This window comes from Arthrobacter sp. 10T425, assembly GCF_056393985.1.
Genome location: NZ_JBFTGZ010000001.1, coordinates 356,293 through 379,498, shown reverse-complemented (window position 1 = coordinate 379,498; position 23,206 = coordinate 356,293). Strand labels below are relative to the sequence as shown.

Below are 23,206 nucleotides of genomic sequence, written 5' to 3'. Positions count from 1 at the left end.
CTGGCCGCCGTCGCATACACAGGGCCGGCCCTGGCAGCAGCCGTTGCCGTTCCGACTGCCGACGGCCCAGCGTTGGTTCTGCCATTGATGGCGGCGGTGGTTTCCGGCACCGCACTGCTGTTCCGCCGGCAGGCTCCGATGTCTTCTTTGGCCGCCACAGCCGGCATCATGCTCATCACGTTCTCGGTTCCGGCCAGCTTCGCAGCGGTGGCGACAGCCATGGCGCTCTACGCCGTCGGCGTTTACCGGTCCGCACGGCACGCCGTCCTTGCCCTCCTGGCCATCAGCGCAATTCTCCTTGCCGCAGCGGCCCAGCAACCCCGGTCGATGGTGGACCTTGGCCAAGCCGTCCAGGCGATTGCCGTACTAGTGATCGCGACCCTGCTCGGGCTGAACGTACGCATGCGCCGCAACTACGTGTCCGCCCTGGTGGACCGTGCCGACCGGCTGATGCATGAACGCAAGTATCTGGCAAGCATTGCGGCCGCCGCCGAGCGCAACGCGATCGCCCGGGAGATGCACGACATCGTCGCTCATGGATTGGCGGTGATGATTTCCTTGGCCCATGGTTCGGCGGAAATCGCCCCGACCGACCCTGCCCGCGCCGTCCAAGCCATGCGCCAGGTCGCCGAGACAGGCCGCGTTGCGGTGACGGACATGCGCCGGATGCTCGGAGTCTTGAACGAGGACAACACCGGCGAATTGGCCGGCGCGGCAGCACCATCGCCGGGGGTGGGCGATGTTCCCGCACTGGTGGAGCTTTTCCGCTCTGCGGGGCTTCCCGTGGTTCTGCAGTCAGCCGGAGTCGCTCCCGCTGACCCCGGGATCCAGCTGGCTGTATATCGGGTCATCCAGGAAGGGCTCACCAACGCGCTCAAATACGCGCGCGCCGCAACAGCTGTCACGGTTCGCTCGCAGTTCACCGGCCAGGAGATCATGGTCTCGGTGACCGACGACGGCCAGCCCGTGGACGCCCCTGCCGACCGTGCTGGGCACGGCGTGGCGGGAATGCGCCAGCGCGTCGCACTCTACGGCGGTACATTGCGCGCGGGACCCCTGACCAACGGTGGCTGGTCCGTGACCGCACGGTTCCCGCTGCCGGAAGGAGCCATTTGGAAGCCGTAGCTGCCCCGTCCACGCGCCCGATCCGGGTGCTGCTTGTCGATGACCAAACACTCGTCCGGGCGGGCTTCCGCATGGTCCTGGAAGCCCAGGACGGCGTGGAAGTCGCCGGTGAAGCCGCTGACGGCAGCAGTGGCGTCGACATGTGTCGAACTCTGGCACCGGACGTCGTGCTGATGGATGTGCGAATGCCCGGCACCGACGGGATTGCCGCGACCCGGCGCATTGTCGAGGAGTGCCCGCACTCACGGGTCATTGTCCTCGCGACGTTCGATCTCGACGAGTATGCCTTCGCGGCCCTCCGGGCCGGTGCCAGTGGTTTTCTGCTCAAGGATGTGGGGCCAGCTGAGTTGCTCGCTTCCCTTCGGGCCGTCGCCGGAGGAGACGCCGCCATTTCCTCCCGGGTCAGCCGCCGGATGCTGGACCTCTTCAGCCAAAGGCTTCCCTCCGGTCCCCCGGCCGCGGGCGATGAAGCGGTGGCATCACTGACACAGAGGGAACGGGAAATACTCTCGGCCATTGCGCTGGGACTCACAAACACCGAGATCGGGGAACGCCTGACCGTGGCGGAATCAACAGTCAAAACCCATGTGGGCCGCATCCTCATGAAACTCGGGCTGCGCGACCGTGTGCACGCCGTCATCTTCGCCTACGAACATGGCCTGGCCAGCTACCGGCGGCCGAACTGACCGGTGGTCCGAGGGCGGGAAATGCACATACAGGACGCAGCGGGACGGTCAGGCCTGGCTCAGCGCCTTGGCCTTGATGGCGTCGAATTCGGCCTGGGTCAGGGTGCCGGCGTCGAGGAGTTCCTTGGCCTTTGCGATTTCCTGGGAGGGGGACGCCTTGGCCACGGAGCGGATGTATTCCGTTGTTGCGGCTTCGGACTGCTGGGCACTGCGGGCCTGGCGCTCGGCCATGCTGCGGCCCCGCGCGATCAGGTACACGAGAACCGTGAGGAACGGCACAAAGACCAGGAAGATGATCCACACAGCCTTGAGCCAACCGCTGAGTTCGTGGTCCCGGAAAATATCCGAGATAACTGCAAACAGCGCGAAAAGATACGCGATGAACGCGAATGACCAAAAGAACAGCCAAATGAAGTTCCAGAATTGCTCCACGGGAGCCATCCTTCCGTTCTGAGGAGGCCCTGCTGGCATCCTTAAGCGCCAAACTAGCCCCCCCGGGCCGTGCCCCGTTAGGACCAAAGGGCCCGAATTCGGCGCGGGAGCGCCTCTCTGCGGGGTCACCAGAAGGAACTGTGGAGCAGGCGCGGGATGGCGGAACCGGAAGCGGCGGGCCTAGAAGAAGTGCAGCTCACTGGCCGCGTCCGGCGAGGGGTGCACCACGGGAGCCTGGCCAAGTTCGAGCAGGATGTCGTTAATGCTCAGCTGGCCGTCCAGCTGAGGATCCAGCTGCACCGGAACACCAGCCTCCGGAACGGCGTCGCTACTCATGCCACGATCATATGTGCGGACAGTCCCTGGGCCGGGGGGCCACGCCGACCGGGGTCACGGACAGGGGCACCGGACGCCACGCGGACCAGGGGCGTCATGCGCCGTCGTAGGCCTCCTGCAAGGCGGCGATGTCCAGCTTGCGCATGGCGAGCATTGCCTGCATGGCACGCCGGGCGCCGTCGGGGTCGGGGCCGGCGATCAGTTGTCCCAGCACGGCCGGCACAACCTGCCACGAGACCCCGTACCGGTCCTTGAGCCAGCCGCACTGGCTTTCCTGGCCGCCGTCGGTCAGGGCCGACCAGTACCGGTCCACTTCTTCCTGCGACGCGCAGTCGATCACAAAGGACACCGCCTCATTGAAAGTGAAGGCCGGACCCCCGTTCAATGCCGTGAAGGTCCGCCCGTCAAGCAGGAACTGAACGGTGATGGCCTGGCCGGCAGGCCCGGGACCGCCGTCGCCATACCGCGAGACATCGAGGATTTTGCCGCCGTCGAAGATGGAGACGTAGTACTCGGCGGCTTCCTCGGCCTGGCTGTCGAACCACAGGCAGGTGGTGATCTTTTCGCTCACAGCGCTCCCCTTGCGTTTGCCGCGCCGCCGGCAGACTCCGGCGGCGATCAGCGGCATGGGGCCGAGCCTAGCCCGGAGGTGACTTCACACACAACGGTCCCCGCCCGGAGCCCATCCTGACGGGACTAGGCTTGGATGTATGCCTTCTCCAACCCCCAAACTCCCCCGCCCGTCCGCCCAGGACGCTCCCCATTCCGGCCTCCGGCCCGCGCAGACAGCAGCCCTGGCAGCATGCGCGGATGCACTCCTGATTCTGCTGTTCGCGGCGATCGGGCGCGACGCGCACCAGCGCGGGGAAATTATCACCGGCGTCTTTGCGACGGCGTGGCCGTTCCTGGCAGGCGCGGCACTGGCATGGCTGGCCCTGCGGCTGTGGCATGACCCCCTGCGGGTGTGGCCCGCCGGCGTCGCTGTCTGGCTCGGAACCGTCGGCGTGGGGATGATCCTGCGGGCCCTCACCGGGCAGACGGTGGTGCTGCCCTTCATCATCGTGGCCCTGCTGAGCCTGGCCGTTTTCCTCCTGGGCTACCGCCTTGTGGCCGCGGGCGTTCGGCGGCTGCGTTCACGCAGCCGCCAGGCCTAATGCACTAGGCTTGCAGAAGATGGCAGCGCCCGTGCAAGGGCCGCCGACAGGCCCGCAAACGGCGCAACCGATCCGGAAAGGTTCACACGTGGTCACCGCATTCGTCCTGATCAAGACAAACGCTTCACGCATCCCGGAGACCGCCGAGGAAATCTCCGCCATCGCCGGCATCAGCGAGGTCTATTCCGTAACGGGCGAGTGGGACCTGATCGCCATCGCCCGGGTCGCCAAGCACGAGGACCTGGCGGACGTCATCGCGGACAAGCTCTCGAAGGTTCCCGGCGTCGCGCACACCACAACGCAGATCGCATTCCGCGCTTACTCCCAGCACGACCTCGATGCGGCCTTTGCCCTCGGATTCGAGCAGTAGCGAACAACCGAATTACGAACAGCTCACATGAGACGGGCCCGGCAGAAATCTGCCGGGCCCGTCTCATGTGATCTTTAGGCTGTCTGCGACAGGGCGACCCACCTGTCCAGCACCGCGGCCGCGGCTCCGGATTCAATGGACTGCTCGGCGCGGTTGAACGCGGCGGCCATGCGCTCCGCCAGCGGACCCACGGCGTCGAGGTCGAACGCCACCAGCCCGGCCGCGGCGTTGAGCAGCGCCGCATCGCGGGCCGGCCCCGGCGCACCGCTGAGGACAGCCCGGACGACGGCGGCATTGGCCACCGCGTCCCCGCCGCGCAGTTCCTCCAGCGTGGCCGTCCGGATGCCCAGATCGCGCGGATCAAACATCGCTTCAGTTACCTCACCGTTGCGGATCTCCCACACCCGCGACGGGCCGGTGGTGGTGAGCTCATCCAGGCCGTCATTGCCGCGGAAAACCAGGCCGCGGCTGCCTCGCTTGGCCAGCACTCCGGCCACCAGCGGGGCCATTTGCTCATTGGCGACGCCCACCGCCGACGCCTGGACATGTGCCGGGTTGATCATGGGGCCCAGGAAGTTGAACGCCGTCGGAACGCCGAGTTCGCGGCGGGCGACGGCGGCATGCCGCATGGAGGGGTGGAAAACCTGGGCGAAGCAAAACGTGATTCCCGCCTCTTCGGCGTTGAGTGCCACGCGGGGAATGGGGAGATCAAGCCGGACGCCGAGGGCCTCCAGGACATCGGCGGATCCCGACGAGGACGACGACGCCCGGTTGCCGTGCTTGACCACCCGGGCACCCGCTCCCGCGGCGATAAGGGCGGCCATCGTGGAGATGTTGACAGTGTTCTGCTGGTCGCCGCCCGTGCCCACGATGTCCAGCTTCTCACCGGCAATGTCAATGGGGTTGGCGTTGGCGATCATCGCCTCCACCAGGCCGGCCAGCTCATCCACGGTCTCGCCCTTGGCACGCAGCGCCACCAGGAAACCCGCCACCTGGGCCGGCGTCGCCTCACCGGACATGATGGAATTCATGGCCCACTCAGTGCTCCCGGCTGTGAGGTCGGCGCCGCTGATGAGTGCGTTGATGAGCCGCGGCCAGGTGTTGCCTGCCGCCTGTGCAGATGCCTGTGAAGTCACCTCCCGATGCTATCGAGGTCGGCCCCGCAAAGACCAATGTGAACCCCGCCGGGAACTTTTCCGCGCGAATTCGCGTCTTTGTAGAAAAAGTCCTCCGAAAACGCGGTTTGCGTTGGGCAGGACGGACTTTTATAGACATAATGTCTATGTGACATCTGCGACCCATGCCCCCAGTACCCCGGCGCACCCGACGCTGAACCGCCCGAACATGGTTTCTGTTGGAACCGTTGTGTGGCTGTCCAGTGAGTTGATGTTCTTCGCCGGTCTCTTCGCCATGTACTTCACACTCCGTTCGACTTCCGGACTGATGTGGGCCGAAGAGACAGCCAAGCTCAACTTCCCGTTTGCGCTCGTTAACACGATCGTCCTCGTGGCAAGTTCCTTTACTTGCCAGATGGGCGTCTTCGCTGCCGAGCGGCTCCAGCCGCGCCGGACCGGCGGACGCTTCAGCTTCACCCAGTGGGGGATGAACGGATGGTTCATCCTGACGTTCCTCATGGGTGCCTTCTTCGTCGCCGGCCAGGCGACCGAGTACGCCATGCTCGTTTCCGAGCATGTCTCGCTGTCCTCCAACGCCTACGGTTCGGCCTTCTACATAACGACGGGCTTCCACGGCCTGCACGTCATCGGCGGTCTGATTGCCTTCCTGCTCATCATGGGCCGCTCCTTCGCCGCGAAGAAGTTCGGACACTTTGAGGCAACTTCAGCGATCGTCACCTCGTACTACTGGCACTTCGTGGACGTCGTCTGGATTGGCCTCTTCCTGGTCATCTACGTCCTCAAGTAGTCAGCTTGACTCTTTTTCTACAAGAGGCAGAATTTCAAGAAGCGGCTCCCGGAGCCACCGCAGGATCGAATAAAGGAACCACCACGTGAAGGCACTCTCGCAGAAGCGACGTCACCCACTGGCAGCAATTGCACTGCTGCTGATGGGCCTCTTGGTCACGGGTGGGCTGTACGCCGTTGCCACCACCGTCAACCAGGCCAAGGCCGATACCACCACCTATAGCGCAAGCGACGTAAAGGAGGGCGGCAAGCTCTTTGCCGCCAACTGCGCCACCTGCCACGGCATGGGTGCCAGCGGTTCGCAGGCCGGACCGTCCCTTGTGGGCGTCGGCGCCGCCGCTGTTGACTTCCAGGTCGGCACCGGCCGCATGCCCATGCAGATGAATGGCCCGCAGGCCTACAAGAAGCCCGCCCAGTTCAACGAGGAACAGACCAAGCAGCTGGCTGCTTATGTTGCCTCCCTCGGCCCCGGCCCGGCCATCCCCGAGGCAGGCGTGCTCGATGAGAAGGGCGACGCCGCCAACGGTGGAGAGCTGTTCCGCACCAACTGCGCCATGTGCCACAACGCCGCCGCTGCAGGCGGCGCACTGACCCGGGGCAAGTTTGCCCCTGCCCTCGCGGGTGTCTCCGGGCAGCACATCTACGAAGCAATGGTCACCGGCCCCCAGAACATGCCGGTTTTCAGTGACGCGAACATCTCCCCCGAGGGGAAGCGCGACATCATCACCTACCTGAAGCAGATTGAGGCCAACGGTTCACCCGGCGGCGCCGATCTTGGTGCTTTGGGACCGGTCTCCGAAGGTCTCTTTGTCTGGATCGCCGGGCTGGGCGTCATCATCGCGTTCACCATTTGGCTGACTTCCCGCACTTCATAAGCGGACCTTGCACCTGTAAGAATTTTCTGCTGACCCGTCAGCAGTTTGAATTGAAACCTAACTCGGCACTCGCCGAGACGAGAGAAGGATGAGGCGAATTATGGGCAACCATAGTGACGGCGGTCCGAACGACTCGGGCACCGTAGCTACGGCTGGTCAGAATGAGGTGGAGAAGTTCCAGGATCCTGGAATTCCCCCGCACCGTTTGCGCCTGGCTGACACGGACCCGAAGGCCGCAAAAAAGGCAGAACGGCAGGTAGCCCTTCTGTTCGGCATCTCGGTCGTTGGCACCTTGATATTCCTGGTGGCGTATTTCGCGATCGATCTGGGGCAAGACTCCGCGATCGCCACGATCCGCCTCCAGAATGCCCTGCTGGGCATCGGCACCGCTTTCGCGATGCTGGGCATCGGCACCGGTATCGTCCACTGGGCCAAAGCCCTTATGCCGGACCACGAAGTCTCGGAAGAGCGCCACGCGATCCGCACTGAGGAAGACCGCCAGGCTGCCGTGCGCATCGTCGATGACATCGTCGAGGAAACCGGCATTAAGCGCCGGCCGCTGATCCGCAACACCCTGCTCGGCGCCGTCGCCCTCGCCCCCCTGCCGGCCCTGGCCATCTTCGGTGACCTCGGTCCCCGTCCGGACGACAAGCTGGCCCACACTCTGTGGGCCCCGGCCCCGGACGGCAGGCTCAAGCGGCTGGCCCGCGACCCGGATGGCACCCCCATCAAGGCCGCGGACGTCACCATGGGCTCCGCGTTCCACGTCATCCCCGAAGGGCTGAACGAACTGAGCGAAGGAAAGCTGAACGAGAAGGCCAAATCGGTCGTTCTGCTCATGCGCCTGGACCCGGCACTGCTCAACCCCTCCCCCGAGCGCGCAGATTGGGCCTACAACGGAATCGTTGCATACTCCAAGATCTGCACCCACGTTGGCTGCCCTGTTGCCCTGTACGAACAGCAGACCCACCACCTTCTGTGCCCGTGCCACCAGTCAACCTTCGACCTGACCCAGCAGTGCAAGGTTATCTTCGGCCCGGCCAGCCGCCCCCTCCCCCAGCTGCCTATCGCAGTCGACGCTGAGGGCTACCTCGTCGCCACGAGCGACTTCCATGAACCCGTTGGACCGACCTACTGGGAGCGTGAGCAGCATGTCCTCAACAACAACGCCTGATGCCCCTGTTTTCGTCGCCAAAACCACAGGCGGCCGCATCACCGACTTCGTCGACCAGCGTGTTGGCGGCTCCGGAATCCTTCGTGAATTCGGCCGGAAGGTCTTCCCGGACCACTGGTCGTTCATGTTCGGCGAAGTGGCGCTGTACTCCTTCGTCATTCTGCTGCTCTCGGGCACGTTCCTGACGTTCTTCTTCGATCCGTCCATGGCGGAGACGCATTATGCGGGCTCGTACACGCCGCTGAAGAACGTTGAAATGTCGGTGGCATACAGCTCCTCCCTGAACATCTCCTTCGATGTCCGCGGCGGCTTGTTCATGCGCCAGGTACACCACTGGGCAGCCCTGCTGTTCGTCGCATCTGTCTCCGTGCACATGCTCCGCGTGTTCTTCACCGGCGCATTCCGGAAGCCCCGCGAACTGAACTGGGTGGTGGGCAGCGTTCTGCTCATCCTGTCCATGGCCGCAGGCTTCACCGGCTACTCGCTCCCCGATGACCTGCTCTCCGGCAACGGCCTGCGCATCATCGACGGCGTCATCAAGTCCATCCCGGTCATCGGCACCTACACCTCGTTCTTCCTCTTCGGCGGCGAGTTCCCGGGCACCATGATCATCAGCCGCCTGTACATGCTCCACATCCTCCTGGTTCCCGCGCTCATCCTGCTGATGATCGTGATGCACCTCTTCATGGTGGTTGTGCACAAGCACACGCAGTACCCCGGCCCGGGCCGCAACGACGGCAACGTCGTCGGCTACCCCCTGGGACCGGTTTACGCGGCGAAGGCCGGCGGCTTCTTCTTCATCGTGTTCGGTGTCGTTGCCATCATGGCGGCGTTCTTCACCATCAACCCGATCTGGAACTACGGCCCGTACGACCCCTCCCCGGTTTCTGCGGGCACCCAGCCTGACTGGTACATCGGCTTCGTTGACGGTGCCCTCCGCCTCATGCCGGGCACGATCGGCGACTGGAAGGTCGAGCAGATCTGGTTCGGCCACATGTTCACGTTCAACGTGCTGCTGCCGGCACTCGTCCCGGCGGGCATCCTCTTCACGGTCATGTTCGCCTACCCGTGGATTGAACGCTGGATCACCAAGGACAACCGCGAGCACCACGTCCTGGACCGCCCCCGCAACGCTCCTACCCGTACGGCAATCGGCATGGCCGGTTTCGTCTGGTACTGCGTGATGTGGGCAGCGGCCGGCTCGGACCTCATCGCCACCCACTTCCACGTGGCCCTGAACGATGTCACCTACTGGCTGCGCGCACTGTTCTTCATCGGCCCGGTCATCGCGTTCATCGTCACCAAGCGCGTCGCCCTGGCGCTCCAGCGCAAGGACCGCGAGATTGCCCTGCACGGCCGTGAAACCGGCCGCATCGTGCGCCTGCCGCACGGCGAGTTCATCGAGGTCCACGCCCCGCTGGATGAATACAAGCGCTACAAGCTGGTCGGCTTCGAGTCACCGGCCCCGCTGCCCGCGGTGCCGAACGAGCACGGCGTCGTGGACCGCAAGGAAAAGCGCCGCGCGAAGCTGTCCCGCTGGTTCTTCGAGGACCGGGTTGCCCCGGCCACCCCGGCAGAGCTGGAGGCCGCTCACGGCCACCACGGCGCCCACGAAGCGATCGAAACCGCTGAGTCGAAGTCGCTAAGCCACTAGGCGGCACCAAGCAATACAAAGGAAGGCCCGGTCCCTTGGGACCGGGCCTTCCTGCGTCCCCCCGAAGCTGCAGAAACAAGAGGGAACGCGGGGTCACGTCGCGCCCATCAACCCCTTCGGGATGGACGCGACGTGACCCCGCGTTGCTGTGTTTAGGGGCGGTACCCCGAGGCGTAGTTCCGGGTGGGCCGGACGCCAGGGCGCTGCAGGGGCACCCAGAGCTTGTAGCGGTCAGCCCGGTAGTAGGACACGGAGTAGTCCACCATGGCGCGGGCCACGAAGGCGTGGCGCTGGATCTTGAGCAGCGGGGTTCCGACCTCGACGTTCAGGAGACGGGCCGTGGACGGCGACGCAGCCGTCGCCTCGATCATGTCCTCGCCCCATTCCATCACCAGCCCGTAGCGTTCGCTCAGCACGTTGTAGAGCGATGTGGGCGGTTCGCCGTCCAGCAGGCCGGGAACCCGGTGGGCCGGGATGAAGTTTTCGTCCACGCTCATGGGTTCGTTGTCGGCCAGCAGGAGGCGCCGGAACCTGACAAGGGGTGTCCCCTCCTCCAACTGCAGCTCACGGGCCAGGAACGCGCTGGCGCCAATTTGTTCGAAGCTCAGGACCTTGGCGGCCGGGACCATGCCGCGGCGCTGCATCTCTTCGCTGTAGGAAGTCAGCTTTACCTGGAGATCCAGTTTGGGTTTGCGCACAAACGTGCCCAGGCCCACGACGCGTTCAATCACTTCCTCACCCACGAGGGCATCGATGGCCTGGCGCACGGTCATCCGGGCGAGGCCGAAGCGCTGGGCGAGGTCCCGTTCGGAGGGCAGCGCGGATCCGGGCGGGCACGCGGCGGCGATGTGCGCGCGGAGGATCTCGCGCAACTGCACGTAGATTGGCACCCCGCTCTGACGGTCGATCTCGCCAATCATCTTGGACGCGTTAGTGGCCGCCATGGTTCAGCCTCCGGTTGCGGCCCGGCGCGGGAAATACACTCATATCTCAAGGGTAAGCCCGTGACCCGGCAGGTCTAGACCACGCCGCCGACTCAAGTCGTGCCGGGTACTCCCCCGCCGCTACCCTTGTATGTACAGGCCAGAGCCGGGGCAATGCCGCCCGCCCGGTCTGACGGACTGCCTGCCGGACGCCCTCCATCTGGGTCACCGTTCGCGTGGCCAGCCCGTGCAGCAGAAACACGTACAGCACAACACCAGCATGAGGGAGTCCCGTTGCCAGTTCGCAAGGCAATCGTCACGGCCGCCATCGGCCTCCACGCCCGGCCCGCGGCAGTATTTGTCCGGGCTGTCACGGCGACCGGCCTCCCGGTGACCATCAGCAAGGACGGTAGGCCAGGCGTCGACGCCCGCTCGCTGCTGGAGGTCATGACCGAGGACTTCGAGTGCGGCTGTGAGGTGGAGCTGGCCGTCGCTGCGGACGCCCTCCCGGCCTCCTGCAGCCCCGCAGAGGCAGAGGGTGCGCTGGAGGAACTCCGGATCCTCTTGGAATCGGCAGCCGCCGCCTGAGGGCCTCCCCGCTCCCACTCGGCGGCCCGCAGTGCGGTGCCGCCCTCCAGGAGGGATGCTGCGCAGGCGGGCTGGGCGTGCAGGGACACGCCGCACGCGGCCGGCAGGAACTCAAGAACCAAGACACAACGACGGCGGGCCCCACCAATGGTGGGGCCCGCCGTCGTGAGTTCTGAACTTTTAGTCCGGGTGGGCGCTAGTGCGCGTGGTCACCGCGGCTGTACTCGTAGACCCAGCCGACCAGTGCGACCACTGCCATCCCGCCGGCGATGAAGACGATCCACCAGCCCACGGCCAGGCCGAGGAACCCTGCGGCGCAGGACAGGCCCAGCATCAGCGGCCACCAGCTCCAGGGGCTGAAGTGTCCCTGCTCGCCGGCGCCTTCGTGGATCTCGGCGTCGTTGCGGTCCTCGGGGCGCATGCCCACGCGGCGGCCGGTGAAGCCGAGGTAAGCGCCGATCATGCCGGCGAGTCCGCCAACCAGCAGGATGGCCAGTGCGCCCACCCATTCAGTCCAGTTGGTCAGGTATCCGTAGATGAATGCAACGGGCACGAAGAAGAAGACGCCGAAGCCAAAGATCCTTGATTCGATTTTCACTTGGCGGTGTCCTTCTGGTCGGCGTTACCGAGAGCCGCTGCTGCCGGAGCAGGCGAATCCGCGGTGTAGGACTGGGAGAGCTCCGGGTGGTGCAGGTCCAGGGCAGGACGCTCGGAGCGGATGCGGGGCAGGGAGGTGAAGTTGTGGCGCGGCGGCGGGCAGGACGTGGCCCATTCCAGCGAGGCACCGAAGCCCCACGGGTCGTCAACTTCCACACGCTCGTTGCTGCGCCAGGTGATGTAGACGTTCCAGAAGAACGGAATCAGCGAGGCGCCGAGGACGAACGAGGCGATGGTGGAGAACTGGTTCATCCACGTGAAGTTGTCCTGCGGCATGTAGTCGGCGTAACGGCGGGGCATGCCCTCGACGCCGAGCCAGTGCTGGATCAGGAAGGTGCCGTGGAAGCCCAGGAACAGCATCCAGAAGTGGATCTTGCCGAGGCGCTCGTTGAGCATCTTGCCGGTCCACTTAGGCCACCAGAAGTAGAACCCGGCGAACATGGCGAACACGACGGTGCCGAAGACCACGTAGTGGAAGTGCGCCACAACGAAGTAGGAGTCCGAGACGTGGAAGTCCAGCGGCGGCGAGGCCAGAATGATGCCGGTGAGGCCGCCGAAGAGGAACGTCGCCAGGAAGCCGATGCTCCACAGCATGGGGGTCTCGAACGTGATGGAACCGCGCCACATGGTGCCGATCCAGTTGAAGAACTTCACACCGGTCGGAACGGCGATGAGCATCGTCATGAAGGAGAAGAACGGCAGCAGGACCGAGCCGGTGACGTACATGTGGTGGGCCCACACAGTCACGGACAGGGCGGCGATGGAGATGGTCGCGTAGACCAGGCCCTTGTAGCCGAAGATCGGCTTGCGGCTGAAGACCGGGAAGATCTCGGAGACGATGCCGAAGAACGGCAGCGCGATGATGTACACCTCAGGGTGGCCGAAGAACCAGAACAGGTGCTGCCAGAGGACGGCGCCGCCGTTCTCGGGATCGAAGATGTGCGCACCGAACCGGCGGTCGGCGCCGAGGGCAAACAGCGCGGCGGCCAGCGGCGGGAAGGCCATCAGGACCAGGATGGAGGTCACGAGGGCGTTCCAGGTGAAGATCGGCATCCGCCACATGGTCATGCCCGGGGCGCGCATGCAGATGATGGTGGTGATGAAGTTGACGGCGCCGAGGATGGTGCCGAAGCCGGAGAGCGCCAAGCCGAAGACCCAGAGGTCACCGCCCACGCCGGGGCTGAACGTCGTGTTGGACAGCGGCGCGTACGCGAACCAGCCGAACGACGCGGCACCCTGCGGGGTGATGAACCCGGAGACGGCGATCGTGGAGCCGAAGAGGAAGAACCAGAAGGCCAGCGCGTTCAGTCGCGGGAAGGCGACGTCGGGGGCACCGATCTGCAGCGGCATGATGACGTTGGTGAAGCCGGCGAACAGCGGCGTCGCGAACATCAGCAGCATGACGGTGCCGTGCATGGTGAAGAGCTGGTTGTACTGCTCTTTGGTCTGCAGGATCTGCATGCCGGGCTCGAAGAGCTCGGCACGGATCAGCAGCGCCATGATGCCGCCGAAGCAGAAGAAGATGAACGACGCGATCAGGTACATGTACCCGATCGTTTTGTGGTCGGTCGAGGTGATCCAGTTGACGACGATGCGTCCCTTGGACTTCGGTACTACGGGAGCCTCGAGGATCCCGGCGGATTGAGTGTAAGTTGCCACGTCGCTCCCCTTACTTGGTTTCGGCCGGGGCCGGGTTGCGGTCGTACTCTTCACCGAGCAGGCCGGTGTTCCCGTCCTGGCGCAGCTGGTTCATGTGCGCCTGGAACTCCGACTCGGAGACAACCTTCACGCGGAACAGCATTTCGGAGTGGTACTCGCCACAGAGTTCGGCGCACTTACCGTCGTAGGTGCCCTCCCTGGTGGGCGTCAACCGGATGTAGTTGGTCTTGCCGGGAATCATGTCGCGCTTCTGCAGGAAGGCAGGAACCCAGAAGGAGTGGATGACGTCGCGCGCGTTGAGCTCGAGGTCAACCGACTTGTTGACCGGCAGGTACAGGGTGGGCAGCTTGTTCTTGTCCACGTCGTTACCGGTCAGGTGCGCCTGGACGCCCGCTTCGTGAACGTCCTCGGTGACGACGTTGCCCTTCAAGTAGTTGAAGTCCCACGCCCACTGCTTGCCGCGGACGTCGACGACGACGTCGGCCGGCGTTGAGCGGTCATCGATCGACTGCTGGTCGCGGTCGGTGAAGTAGAAGAACACCAGAACCATGAACAGCGGGATCGTCAGGTAGAACACTTCAAGCGGAAGGTTGAAGCTGTTCTGGCGCGGGAAGCCCACGGTGCCCTTGCGGCGCCGGTAAGCGACGATGCACCAGATCATCAGGCCCCAGGTGATGATGCCGACGACCAGCGCGGCAATCCATGAGTTGACCCAGAGGTCCATGATGAGGTCAGTGTGATTGGTGGTGCCACGCTCGGTGGGCAACCAGCCCTTCTGTACCTCTGGTGAACATCCAGTCAAAGCCAACGCGCCGGCTAGTGCCAAGCCAGTGATCGTAGTGATCTGTTTGCGTCGGCTGCCGGTTCGGTTCTGCGAACTCACAGACGGCCCTTCCTACTTGTTGCTGTTGCCCCGCAAATTACGGGCAGGGCAAACGAAAAGTTTTACTACTCGGTGTAGAGCTTACCGCTCCCCGGGAGTTTTCGCCCACATGTCCGCACCGTGCGTCGGGAGCTTTTTGTAGGCGCCGCTCGTTGAGGATCCTGCGGCACTAAGGCCGGGCAAAATGCCCGGCCTTAGTGGAAGGAATTAGTGGAAAGAATCTCCGCAGGCGCAGGACCCGCCGGCATTCGGGTTATCGATCGTGAAGCCCTGCTTGGCGATGGTGTCCTCGAAATCGATGCTGGCACCGCTGAGGTAAGGAACGCTCATCTTGTCGACGACGACTTCGACCCCGTCGTAGTCTCGCACTGCATCCCCGTCGAGCAGCCGCTCGTCGAAGTAGAGCTGGTAAATCAGGCCGGAGCAACCGCCGGGCTGCACGGCAACGCGGAGGCGCAGATCGGTGCGGCCTTCCTGCTCCAGCAGGCTGCGGACCTTTCCAGCCGCGACGTCGGTCAGCATGACCTCGTGCGTGGCCAGCTCGCCGGCCTCGGCGGCAGAGTTGCCGGCGCTGTTTTCATTGGTTGTAGTGCTCATGGCCTACCTTCTTGCAACGGTGGTGGCGGCCCCGCTCGCACGGTGCCCGCCCCTACTTAAACGGTATGGGCTATAGCTACATGCTACTTCGCGCAGCCCTCTAGCTCTAACTTCTGACGTAACCGTGGGAGACGGCTGGATGTTCCCCGGGACCCGCCGGGCGCGGGGGCTAGAGCGCGCCTTCGTTGTTCAGGCGCGCGAGCAGCAGGGCCTCGGCGACAATTGCGTTCCGGAAGTCGCCCAGATGCAGCGATTCGTTGGCGCTGTGGGCTCGGGAATCGGGATCCTCGACGCCGGTGACCAGGATCTGCACGTCCGGGTAGAGCTCGGTGAGGTCCGCGATGAAGGGGATCGATCCGCCGATCCCCATTTCGACGGCGGGCACCCCCCAGGCTTCGCCCAGGGCCCACATGGCCATGGACGCGGCCTTCGAGCTCGTGTCCGTCAGGAATGAGTTGCCGCTCTCCCCCGGGGTGAACACCACCTCAGCGCCGAACGGGGCGTGGGTTTCGACGTGCTGGCGGACAGCCTCCATGGCGGCTGCCGGATCCTGACCCGGGGCCAGGCGCAGGCTGAACTTGGCCCGGGCCCGCGGCAGCAGGGTGTTGGAAGCTACGTCCACGGCCGGGGCGTCAAAGCCGATGATGGACAGGGCGGGCTTGGTCCACATGCGTGAGGCAATGCTGCCGGTCCCGGCGAGCTTCACGCCGTCGATCACGGAGGCGTCGGCGCGGTACTCCTCCTCGGTGAGGTCGACAACCACGTCATCGCGGCTCACCAGGCCCTTGATCGCGACGCTGCCCTCGTCGTCGTGGAGGGTCGCGATCAGACGGGCCAGCAGGGTCGGGGCGTCGAGCACGGGGCCGCCGAACATGCCCGAATGCACGGCGTGGTCCAGGACCTTGACCTCGATGGTGCCGTCCACCAGGCCGCGCAGGCTGGTGGTGAGGGCCGGAATGCCGACCTTCCAGTTGCTGGAGTCCGCCACGACGATCACGTCGGCGCGGAGCAGTTCGCGGTGGGTTTCCAGGAACTGCCGGAACGTTGGCGAGCCGGCTTCCTCTTCGCCCTCGAAGAAGAACGTCACGCCCAGGCCCAGTTCGTCACCGAGCACCCGCGTCACCGCAGAGTAGGCGGCGATGTGCGCCAGGATGCCGGCCTTGTCATCGGCGGCACCGCGGCCGAAGAGCCTGCCGTCGCGCTCGACGGCGGTAAAGGGGTCGGTTTCCCACAGTGCCAGGTCGCCAGTGGGCTGGACGTCGTGGTGGGCGTACAGCAGGACTGTCGGCTTGCCCTCCGCGGCCGGGCGGCGGGCGACGACGGCGGGCCCGCCGGGCGTCCCGTCTTCCTTGTCGCAACGGAGGATCCGGACGTCGTCGAAGCCGCTGGCCCGCACGAGGCTGGCGACGGCGTCGGCGCTGCGGTTCAACGGGGCAGGATCAAAGCTCGGCCAGGCGATGCCCGGTATGGCGACAAGGTCCGTCAGCTGGCCGATCGTCTCGTCGAACGATTCGGCAACGGCCTGGCGGAGGGCCTCGGCATCGATGGTGCCCTCGTGGTCCATGGTGGTCTGCGGGTTCCCCGCGGTAGATGAAGTCATGGCCAAAACACTACCCGTGCTCTGAATCACTACAAACAGCGTCACGCCCGGGCCTGCGCCGTGTGGGCTGGGTCTCGGGCCTGTGTCTGCGGGGTATTCTTTAGGGGTGTTTGGACGTAAAAAGGAAGCGCCATCGGCGCAGGACGTAGTTGACCAGCAGGCATCCGAGGCAGCAGCCCGTAGCGCCGTGACCGGCAAGGGCGCACCCACGCCCAAGCGCAGCGCCCAGGAGGCGGCCCGCAAGCGGCCCCTCGTGCCGGAGGACCGCAAGGCTTCCAAGGCGGCCGAGCGCGCCGCCGTCACGGAGCAGCGGCTCAAGATGCGGCAGGCCATGGACACCGGTGACGAGAAGTTCCTGCCGCTGCGGGACAAGGGTCCGCAGAAGCGGTTCGCCCGCGATTTCGTCGATGCCCGCTTCAGCCTTGGCGAGTTCCTCATGTTCGGCGCCCTGCTGTTTGTCATCATCTCCTTGCTCGTGCCGGCCTCCAGCGCACAGATGGTCTACGTCCTGGGCGCCTTCTGGGTCATGTTCCTCGCGGTCTTCGTGGACGTCTTCATCCTCTCCCGCAAGCTCAAGAAACGGCTCGGCGAAAAGTTCGGCGACGTCGAGCGCGGCACGGTCTGGTACGGCTCCATGCGCTCCCTGCAGTTCCGCCGCCTGCGCCTGCCCAAGCCCCAGGTCCGGCGCGGCGAGTTCCCCGCCTGACCTTCCCTTCCACGATTCTTCAACCAAGAAGCCCCCGGCAGTCACCTGCCGGGGGCTTCTTGGTTGCGGCGACCGGTCCGGGCCCGATCGCAGCGTAAGGTCTAGCGCCGGCTCGGGTGGGTGGCCAGCAGCCGGTTGATGCGGGCGGCCCAGAAAGGCCCCTCGTAAAGGAACGCCGTGTAGCCCTGGACGAGGGTGGCGCCGGCGTCCAGCCGTTCCTGCACATCCTGTGCCGTTTCGACGCCGCCCACCGAGACCAGGGTCAGCGCCCCGCCGGTTACGGACTTGAGCCGGGCCAGGACCTCCAGGGACCGTTTCTTCAGGGGCGCCCCGGAAAGACCTCCTGCTCCGCACGCCTCGACGTTGTCGGGGCTGGAGGCGAGCCCGGTGCGGGCGATCGTGGTGTTGGTGGCGATGATGCCGTCCAGCTTCAGGTCAAGCGCCAGGCGCGCGACGTCGTCGATGTCCTCATCACTGAGGTCGGGCGCGATCTTGACCAGGAGGGGAACGTGGCGGCCGGCGGCCTTGTCCGCCTCCTCCCCCACTGCGGCCAGCAGCGGACGCAGGGTCTCCACGTCCTGCAGCAGCCGAAGCCCGGGGGTGTTGGGCGAGCTGACGTTCACCACGAGATAATCCGCTGCGGGGGCCAGGCTGCGCGCGCTGATCAGGTAATCGGACACCGCATCCTCGAGCCCGACCACCTTGCTCTTGCCGATGTTCACCCCGATCACCGGCCGGACGCCGGGGTGCTGGCGCTGCAGGGCGGCGCGGGCGGACTTCAGGCGCGGGGCCACCGCCGCGGCGCCGTCGTTGTTGAATCCCATGCGGTTGATGACGGCCCTGTCCTCCACGAGGCGGAACAGCCGCGGCGCCGGGTTCCCGGGCTGGGCCTGGCCGGTGATGGTGCCGACCTCCACATGGCCGAAGCCGAGCTCCGCCAGCGCCTCGATGCCGTGACCTTCCTTGTCGAAACCGGCCGCAAGGCCGAACGGGGACGGGAAGGTCAGGCCTAACGCCTGGGTCTGCAGCGACGCCGCGGGGGCGGTGAACTTCTGCAGCAACCGCCCGGCACCGCAGCTGTGGGCGAGACGAATGGCCTTGAACCCGATCTTATGGGCGCGTTCGGCGTCCATCCATGAGAAGGCCAGCCGGAAAAATGTGGGATATACGCGCATGCCTCTAGTTTTCCGGTTCGGGCCGCGCAGACCAAACCAGCGCGCGCGCCGGCACGGTTGTGACTGCCGTTGTGACTGCCCGTTGTGACTGCGGTTGTGACTGCGGCGCCCCGCGCCCCGGGCCCGGCGGCGGAAGTGCTCCGACGCGAGTTAGCATGAAGCCATGACCAGCAATGAGGGTGTCGGAACGGGCGGCCGTGGGGCTTCGGGTCGCGGGATCGAGGCCGACGTTGTGGTGGTCGGCGCCGGCCTGGCAGGGCTCGTGGCCGCGGCCCAGGCCTATGCGGCCGGCCGCCGGGTGGCGGTGCTCGATCAGGAACCCGAGGCCTCCGTCGGCGGCCAGGCGCACTGGTCTTTCGGCGGCCTCTTCATGGTCAACACTCCGGAACAGCGGCGGCTCGGGGTGCGGGACAGCGAAGAGCTGGCCCTCGCCGACTGGCATGCGTCCGCGGGATTCGACCGGCCGCAGGACGCCCTGGCAAAGGAGTGGGCGGCGGCGTACGTGAACTTCGCCGCCGGTGAGAAGCGTGCCTGGCTCGCCTCGCTGGGCGTCGGGCTGTTTCCCCTGGTGCAGTGGGCCGAACGCGGCGGCTACGGCCCGGACGGCCACGGCAACACTGTCCCGCGCTTCCATGTCGTGTGGGGCACGGGACCGGCGCTGGTGGCCCCCTTCCTTGCCAAACTGCGCGAAGGCGAAGCCGCCGGCCGCGTGTCCTTCCATTTCCGCCACCGCGCCACCGGGCTCGTGAAAACTGCGGGCCGGGTGAGCGGCGTGCGCGGCGAACTGCTCGAAGCCAGTGGCGCAGGCCGGGGTGAAAGCTCTTCCCGACGCCCTGACGGTACTTTCGAGGCTGCGGCCGCGGCCGTGGTGGTGACAAGCGGCGGCATCGGCGGCAACCACGATGTGGTCCGCAAGCAATGGCCGGGCGGCGCGGCGCCGGAGCGGATGTTGAGTGGCGTTCCGGCATCCGTGGACGGGGACTTCCTCCCGGCCGTGGGCCGCGCCGGCGGACACCTCATCAACGGGGACCGGATGTGGCATTACCCGGAGGGTATCCACAACCATGCCCCGGTCTGGCCGCGGCACGGCATCCGGATCCTGCCCGGACCGTCGGCCCTATGGCTGGACGCGACGGGGCGGATGCTCCCGCCTCCCCTGTTTCCGGGTTTCGATTCGCTCGGCGCCCTGCGCCACATCCTGGCCACGGGACATGCCCATTCATGGTTCGTCTTGAACCGCAGCATCGCGCTGAAGGAGTTCGCGCTGTCAGGATCCGAGCAGAACCCGGATCTCACGGGCAAGGACGTCCGTCGGCTGGTCTCACGGCTGAAGCCCGGCAGCGATACACCGCTGCAGCGGTTCCTGGACCGCGGGGTCGACTTCCTGCAGGCAGCGGACCCCGCCGGGCTCGCCGGGCAGATGAACGATCTGACGGGCGGGCAGCTCATCGACCCCGCTGCCCTGGAGCAGCTGATCCGCGACCGGGACCGGCAGTTTGCCAGCGGGATGGGCAAGGATCCGCAGCTGGCGGCGATCCGGGCAGCGCGGCGTTTCGCCACCGACAAGATCATGAGGGTCGCCCCGCCGCACCGGCTGTTGGATCCGCGGCACGGTCCCCTGCTCGCCGTCCGGCTCTCGGTCCTGACGCGCAAGAGCCTTGGCGGGGTGCAGACGGACCTGCAGTCGCGGGTCCTGGATGCCGCCGGGCAGCCCGTGCCCGGGCTGTTCGCGGCCGGTGAAGCCGCAGGGTTTGGCGGCGGCGGAATCCACGGCTACCGGGCCCTCGAGGGAACGTTCCTGGGCGGATGCCTCTTCTCCGGACGTTCCGCGGGCCGGGCCGCTGCGTCCGCGGCCTAGTCCGGGCAGGCACTCAGCAACACAGGAGGAAAGTCGATGCAGTGGCGGACCGACATTCTCGGGGATGATTTCCAGGCGTGCACCTTTGAGGCCGTCAGCCCTGACGGTGTGCTGCGCACTGCCACCCTGGTCCGCCATACCCCACTCCCGCCGGCACCATCGGCGCTGCCGGCCCGGGCGGTGCTGTTCCTGCACGGCTGGAGTGACTACTTCTTCAATGAGGAGCTCGCGGAATTCTGGGCGGGGCAGGGGTTTGAGTTTTTTGCCCTCGACATGCACAATCATGGCCGCAGCCTGCGTCCGGGCACCCACGGCGGCTACGTCGCGGACCTGGACAACTACGACGCCGAGATCACTGCAGCGCTCGGGATCATCGGTTCGCTCAGGCCGGACGGTGCGGCGCCGCAGGTGACGCTGATGGGACACTCCACCGGCGGCCTGATCGCGGCGCTGTGGGCCGACCGGCATCCGGGAATGGTGTCACAACTGGTCCTGGACAGCCCATGGCTGGAAGTCCACGGCAGCCCCGCCCTGCGCCGCGCCGCGCGGACCATGGTGGAGCCGTTCGCCCGGTTCTGGCCGGAGTCGGTGATCCGGCTGCCCGAGCGGGCCTTCTACTGGCGCAGCATCAGCAGCGCCGCGGAAGGCGAATGGGCCCTGGACGATGCCTACCGTCCGCCGCACGCCTTTCCGGTCCGCGCCGGCTGGCTCAGCGCCGTGCTCGCCGGGCAGTCCAAGGTGGCGCGTGGCCTGAACATCGATGTGCCCATCCTGGTGCTCATCTCGGGCGCCAGCGCCAACGGGATGTTCTGGAAGGAGTCCATGCGCCGCACGGACGCGGTCCTGGACGTGAACACAATCGCCCTCCGCGCGCTCAGTCTGGGCCGCACCGTGACGCTGGAGCGGATTGACGGCGCCCTGCATGACGTCTTCCTCTCCGCCCCGCGGGTCCGCGCGGACGCCTATGCCCGGCTGTCCCGGTGGATCAGGGCGTACGTCTACGACTGACGCGGATCAGCTGACCTGGCCGCCCGCGGCGGGAGCGGCGTCGATGGCCCCACCGTAGCGGCGGTCCCGCTGTGCATAGATCTCGACGGCGTCCCACAGCGTCCGCCGGTCCACGTCCGGCCACAGGGTGTCCATGAACACGAACTCGGCATAGGCCGACTGCCAGAGCATGAAGTTGGAGAGCCGCTGTTCCCCGGAACTGCGCAGGAACAGGTCCACGTCGGGCAGGTCGGGCTCGTCGAGGAACTTCTGGATGGTCCGCTCGGTGATGGCCCCCGGCTTCAGCCGGCCCTGGGCCACTTCCTCCGCGATCGCGGAGACGGCGTCGGCGATCTCGGCCCGTCCGCCGTAGTTGACGCACATGTTCAGGGTGCACGTGCTGTTGCCCCGGGTGTAGTCCTCGGCCTCTTCGAGTTCGCGGATCACCGAGCCCCACAGCTTCGGGCGCCGCCCGGACCAGCGGATCCGTACCCCCCATTCATCGAGTTGGTTCCGCTGCCGGCGCAGGACGTCCTTGTTGAAGCCCATCAGGAAGCGCACCTCCTCAGGGGACCGCCGCCAGTTCTCGGTGGAGAAGGCGTACACACTGACGTATTCGATCCCCAGCTCGATCGCGCCGGCCATGACGTCCAGCAGGGCAGGCTCCCCTGCTTTGTGGCCCTCGATCCGGGGCAGGCCGCGCTGGTTCGCCCAGCGCCCGTTGCCGTCCATGACGATCGCCACATGCCGCGGGATGAACTCCGCGGGAATCGCGGGCGGAACAGCGCCGGACGGGTGCGGGTAGGGAGCCACCACCGGGGTGGTCCGCCGCGGACCGTTGGACTGTTTCGTCTGGCTTTTCTCCAGGTTCTTTCCCAGGCTTCTTCCCAATGCCACTTTTACGTTCGCTCCACATGTTTGAGGGATTTCAGGACTCGTTCCAGGTGCCACCGGAGGTAGCTGGCTACCAGGCCTGCCGCTTCCCGGCGGTGGACGGACGCGGAGGCATCCGCCGTCGTCCAGTTTCCGGTGAGCAGGGCCCCCATGAGGAGCACTGTCTCCGGGGCTGGCGCGGGCGATCCCGGCGGCCGGCACCCGTGGCAGACCATGCCGCCGAGCGGCGCGGAAAAGGCGGTGTGCGGCCCGGGCGCACCGCACCGGGCGCAGTCGGTGAAGCTGGGCGCCCAGCCGCCGGTCGCGAGGGCGCGGAGCAGGTAGGAATCCAGGATGAGTTCGGGGGCGTGGTCGCCCCGGCTCAGGGACGCGAGGGCCCCCACCAGCAGGTTGTACTGGGCGGTGCCGGCTTCGCCGTCGACGTCGGTGAGCTTCTCCGCCGTCTCGGTCATGGCGGCCGCCACCGTGTACCGGCCATAGTCCGCGGCGATGTTCCCGCCGTAGGCGCCCTTGGCCACGGCCTGCGTGACGACGTCCAAAGTGCGCCCGGAAATCAGCTGGAGATCGGCCACCATGAACGGTTCCAGCCTGGCGCCGAACCGGCTGCTGGTGCGCCGGACCCCCTTGGCCACCGCCCGCACCTGGCCGTGGTGCTTGGTCAACAGGGTGATGATCCGGTCGGCCTCGCCCAGCTTATGGGTGCGCAGCACGACGGCGTCATCACGGTAGGCACGCGCTGCAAAGGATTGTTGGACCACAGTTAATCTTCGCACTGTCTTTACGGAATCACGGCATGGGCAGCGCCGCCGAGGCAGAACGGTAAAAGACTGAGGTAAAAGACTGAGGCAAAAATGCTGCGCCGCCGGAGTGTTCCGGCGGCGCAGTCATGCGCTGGTTCGCCAGTGCCTGCCCGTCCGGGGACGGATCAGGCGCGGACGGATCAGGCAGGGA

At 66.1% G+C, this 23,206-nt stretch carries 25 protein-coding genes; 12 read left to right on the top strand and 13 right to left on the bottom strand.

Features of this window, described 5'->3' with window-relative positions; translation table 11 throughout:
- Window positions 1–138: 138 nt before the first annotated feature.
- Window positions 139–1,125 carry a sensor histidine kinase gene (locus AC1DDH_RS01800; protein WP_476954720.1) on the top strand — a complete coding sequence of 329 codons (987 nt, stop codon included), beginning with the start codon at window positions 139–141 and terminating at the stop codon, window positions 1,123–1,125.
- Between the two features lie 71 nt (window positions 1,126–1,196).
- Window positions 1,197–1,811, top strand: a complete 615-nt coding sequence (locus AC1DDH_RS01795; protein WP_476954756.1) for a response regulator — start codon at window positions 1,197–1,199, stop codon at window positions 1,809–1,811.
- Between the two features lie 48 nt (window positions 1,812–1,859).
- Here AC1DDH_RS01795 and AC1DDH_RS01790 read toward each other — a convergent pair whose 3' ends face one another.
- The 3 genes from AC1DDH_RS01790 to AC1DDH_RS01780 form a co-directional block, all read right to left on the bottom strand.
- Entirely contained in the window at window positions 1,860–2,252 is a 393-nt protein-coding gene (locus AC1DDH_RS01790; protein ID WP_476954719.1) for an SHOCT domain-containing protein, read from the bottom strand.
- 171 nt (window positions 2,253–2,423) lie between these two features.
- Window positions 2,424–2,579, bottom strand: coding sequence for a hypothetical protein (locus tag AC1DDH_RS01785; RefSeq protein WP_156945122.1), 156 nt, complete (start codon window positions 2,577–2,579; stop codon window positions 2,424–2,426).
- Window positions 2,580–2,673: 94 nt separating this feature from the next.
- A complete protein-coding gene (locus AC1DDH_RS01780) occupies window positions 2,674–3,207 on the bottom strand; it encodes a VOC family protein (RefSeq protein WP_476886497.1) in 534 nt (177 codons plus the stop codon).
- An 82-nt stretch (window positions 3,208–3,289) separates the two neighbouring features.
- Between AC1DDH_RS01780 and AC1DDH_RS01775 the strand changes: the two genes are divergently transcribed.
- Together AC1DDH_RS01775 and AC1DDH_RS01770 are read left to right on the top strand one after the other, a co-directional pair.
- Window positions 3,290–3,733: a DUF3054 domain-containing protein gene (locus AC1DDH_RS01775; RefSeq protein ID WP_476849253.1), complete on the top strand. Its 444-nt coding sequence runs from the start codon at window positions 3,290–3,292 to the stop codon at window positions 3,731–3,733.
- Window positions 3,734–3,821: 88 nt separating this feature from the next.
- Entirely contained in the window at window positions 3,822–4,103 is a 282-nt protein-coding gene (locus AC1DDH_RS01770) for an Lrp/AsnC family transcriptional regulator (protein ID WP_028276733.1), read from the top strand.
- A gap of 74 nt (window positions 4,104–4,177) precedes the next feature.
- Here AC1DDH_RS01770 and trpD read toward each other — a convergent pair whose 3' ends face one another.
- Entirely contained in the window at window positions 4,178–5,239 is a 1,062-nt protein-coding gene (trpD, locus tag AC1DDH_RS01765; RefSeq protein WP_476858457.1) for an anthranilate phosphoribosyltransferase, read from the bottom strand.
- A gap of 148 nt (window positions 5,240–5,387) precedes the next feature.
- On the opposite strand from trpD, the gene ctaE reads away from it, so the two are divergent.
- From ctaE to qcrB, 4 genes are all read left to right on the top strand, one after another.
- Window positions 5,388–6,026 carry an aa3-type cytochrome oxidase subunit III gene (gene ctaE, locus AC1DDH_RS01760; RefSeq protein ID WP_230009034.1) on the top strand — a complete coding sequence of 213 codons (639 nt, stop codon included), beginning with the start codon at window positions 5,388–5,390 and terminating at the stop codon, window positions 6,024–6,026.
- An 85-nt stretch (window positions 6,027–6,111) separates the two neighbouring features.
- Window positions 6,112–6,900, top strand: a complete 789-nt coding sequence (gene qcrC / locus AC1DDH_RS01755) for a cytochrome bc1 complex diheme cytochrome c subunit (RefSeq protein ID WP_476849256.1) — start codon at window positions 6,112–6,114, stop codon at window positions 6,898–6,900.
- Window positions 6,901–7,000: 100 nt separating this feature from the next.
- On the top strand, window positions 7,001–8,074 hold the full coding sequence (qcrA, locus tag AC1DDH_RS01750; protein WP_028276730.1) for a cytochrome bc1 complex Rieske iron-sulfur subunit: 1,074 nt from the start codon (window positions 7,001–7,003) through the stop codon (window positions 8,072–8,074).
- Window positions 8,052–9,728: a cytochrome bc1 complex cytochrome b subunit gene (qcrB, locus tag AC1DDH_RS01745; protein ID WP_028276729.1), complete on the top strand. Its 1,677-nt coding sequence runs from the start codon at window positions 8,052–8,054 to the stop codon at window positions 9,726–9,728. The genes qcrA and qcrB overlap by 23 nt, the downstream gene beginning before the upstream one ends.
- A gap of 152 nt (window positions 9,729–9,880) precedes the next feature.
- Here the strand turns inward: qcrB and AC1DDH_RS01740 are convergent, their stop codons facing one another.
- A complete protein-coding gene (locus tag AC1DDH_RS01740) occupies window positions 9,881–10,672 on the bottom strand; it encodes a GntR family transcriptional regulator (protein WP_476954718.1) in 792 nt (263 codons plus the stop codon).
- A 273-nt stretch (window positions 10,673–10,945) separates the two neighbouring features.
- On the opposite strand from AC1DDH_RS01740, the gene AC1DDH_RS01735 reads away from it, so the two are divergent.
- Window positions 10,946–11,239 (top strand): HPr family phosphocarrier protein, encoded by a 294-nt coding sequence (locus AC1DDH_RS01735; RefSeq protein WP_028276727.1) that lies wholly within the window; start codon window positions 10,946–10,948, stop codon window positions 11,237–11,239.
- Between the two features lie 196 nt (window positions 11,240–11,435).
- On the opposite strand, the gene AC1DDH_RS01730 is transcribed toward AC1DDH_RS01735, so the two are convergent.
- From AC1DDH_RS01730 to AC1DDH_RS01710, 5 genes are all read right to left on the bottom strand, one after another.
- A complete protein-coding gene (locus AC1DDH_RS01730; protein WP_018773077.1) occupies window positions 11,436–11,837 on the bottom strand; it encodes a cytochrome c oxidase subunit 4 in 402 nt (133 codons plus the stop codon).
- Entirely contained in the window at window positions 11,834–13,555 is a 1,722-nt protein-coding gene (gene ctaD / locus AC1DDH_RS01725; protein ID WP_223917347.1) for an aa3-type cytochrome oxidase subunit I, read from the bottom strand. Before ctaD ends, AC1DDH_RS01730 begins: the two co-directional genes overlap by 4 nt.
- 10 nt (window positions 13,556–13,565) lie before the next feature.
- Entirely contained in the window at window positions 13,566–14,438 is an 873-nt protein-coding gene (gene ctaC / locus AC1DDH_RS01720) for an aa3-type cytochrome oxidase subunit II (RefSeq protein WP_028276725.1), read from the bottom strand.
- Between the two features lie 207 nt (window positions 14,439–14,645).
- A complete protein-coding gene (locus tag AC1DDH_RS01715; protein WP_028276724.1) occupies window positions 14,646–15,035 on the bottom strand; it encodes a HesB/IscA family protein in 390 nt (129 codons plus the stop codon).
- 169 nt (window positions 15,036–15,204) lie between these two features.
- Window positions 15,205–16,635, bottom strand: coding sequence for a M20/M25/M40 family metallo-hydrolase (locus tag AC1DDH_RS01710; protein ID WP_476849257.1), 1,431 nt, complete (start codon window positions 16,633–16,635; stop codon window positions 15,205–15,207).
- Window positions 16,636–16,741: 106 nt separating this feature from the next.
- On the opposite strand from AC1DDH_RS01710, the gene AC1DDH_RS01705 reads away from it, so the two are divergent.
- A complete protein-coding gene (locus tag AC1DDH_RS01705) occupies window positions 16,742–17,341 on the top strand; it encodes a DUF3043 domain-containing protein (protein ID WP_223917351.1) in 600 nt (199 codons plus the stop codon).
- 101 nt (window positions 17,342–17,442) lie between these two features.
- Here AC1DDH_RS01705 and AC1DDH_RS01700 read toward each other — a convergent pair whose 3' ends face one another.
- Window positions 17,443–18,516, bottom strand: coding sequence for a quinone-dependent dihydroorotate dehydrogenase (locus AC1DDH_RS01700; RefSeq protein ID WP_476870881.1), 1,074 nt, complete (start codon window positions 18,514–18,516; stop codon window positions 17,443–17,445).
- Window positions 18,517–18,679: 163 nt separating this feature from the next.
- Here AC1DDH_RS01700 and AC1DDH_RS01695 point away from each other — a divergent pair, with 163 nt between their 5' ends.
- Window positions 18,680–20,374 carry an FAD-binding dehydrogenase gene (locus AC1DDH_RS01695; protein WP_476954717.1) on the top strand — a complete coding sequence of 565 codons (1,695 nt, stop codon included), beginning with the start codon at window positions 18,680–18,682 and terminating at the stop codon, window positions 20,372–20,374.
- Window positions 20,375–20,410: 36 nt separating this feature from the next.
- Window positions 20,411–21,382, top strand: a complete 972-nt coding sequence (locus AC1DDH_RS01690; protein WP_476849260.1) for an alpha/beta hydrolase — start codon at window positions 20,411–20,413, stop codon at window positions 21,380–21,382.
- Between the two features lie 6 nt (window positions 21,383–21,388).
- On the opposite strand, the gene AC1DDH_RS01685 is transcribed toward AC1DDH_RS01690, so the two are convergent.
- Window positions 21,389–22,240 carry an isoprenyl transferase gene (locus AC1DDH_RS01685; protein WP_476849340.1) on the bottom strand — a complete coding sequence of 284 codons (852 nt, stop codon included), beginning with the start codon at window positions 22,238–22,240 and terminating at the stop codon, window positions 21,389–21,391.
- 20 nt (window positions 22,241–22,260) lie between these two features.
- Complete coding sequence (gene recO / locus AC1DDH_RS01680; RefSeq protein ID WP_476954716.1) at window positions 22,261–23,013, bottom strand: DNA repair protein RecO; 753 nt, start codon at window positions 23,011–23,013, stop codon at window positions 22,261–22,263.
- Window positions 23,014–23,206 lie beyond the last annotated feature (193 nt).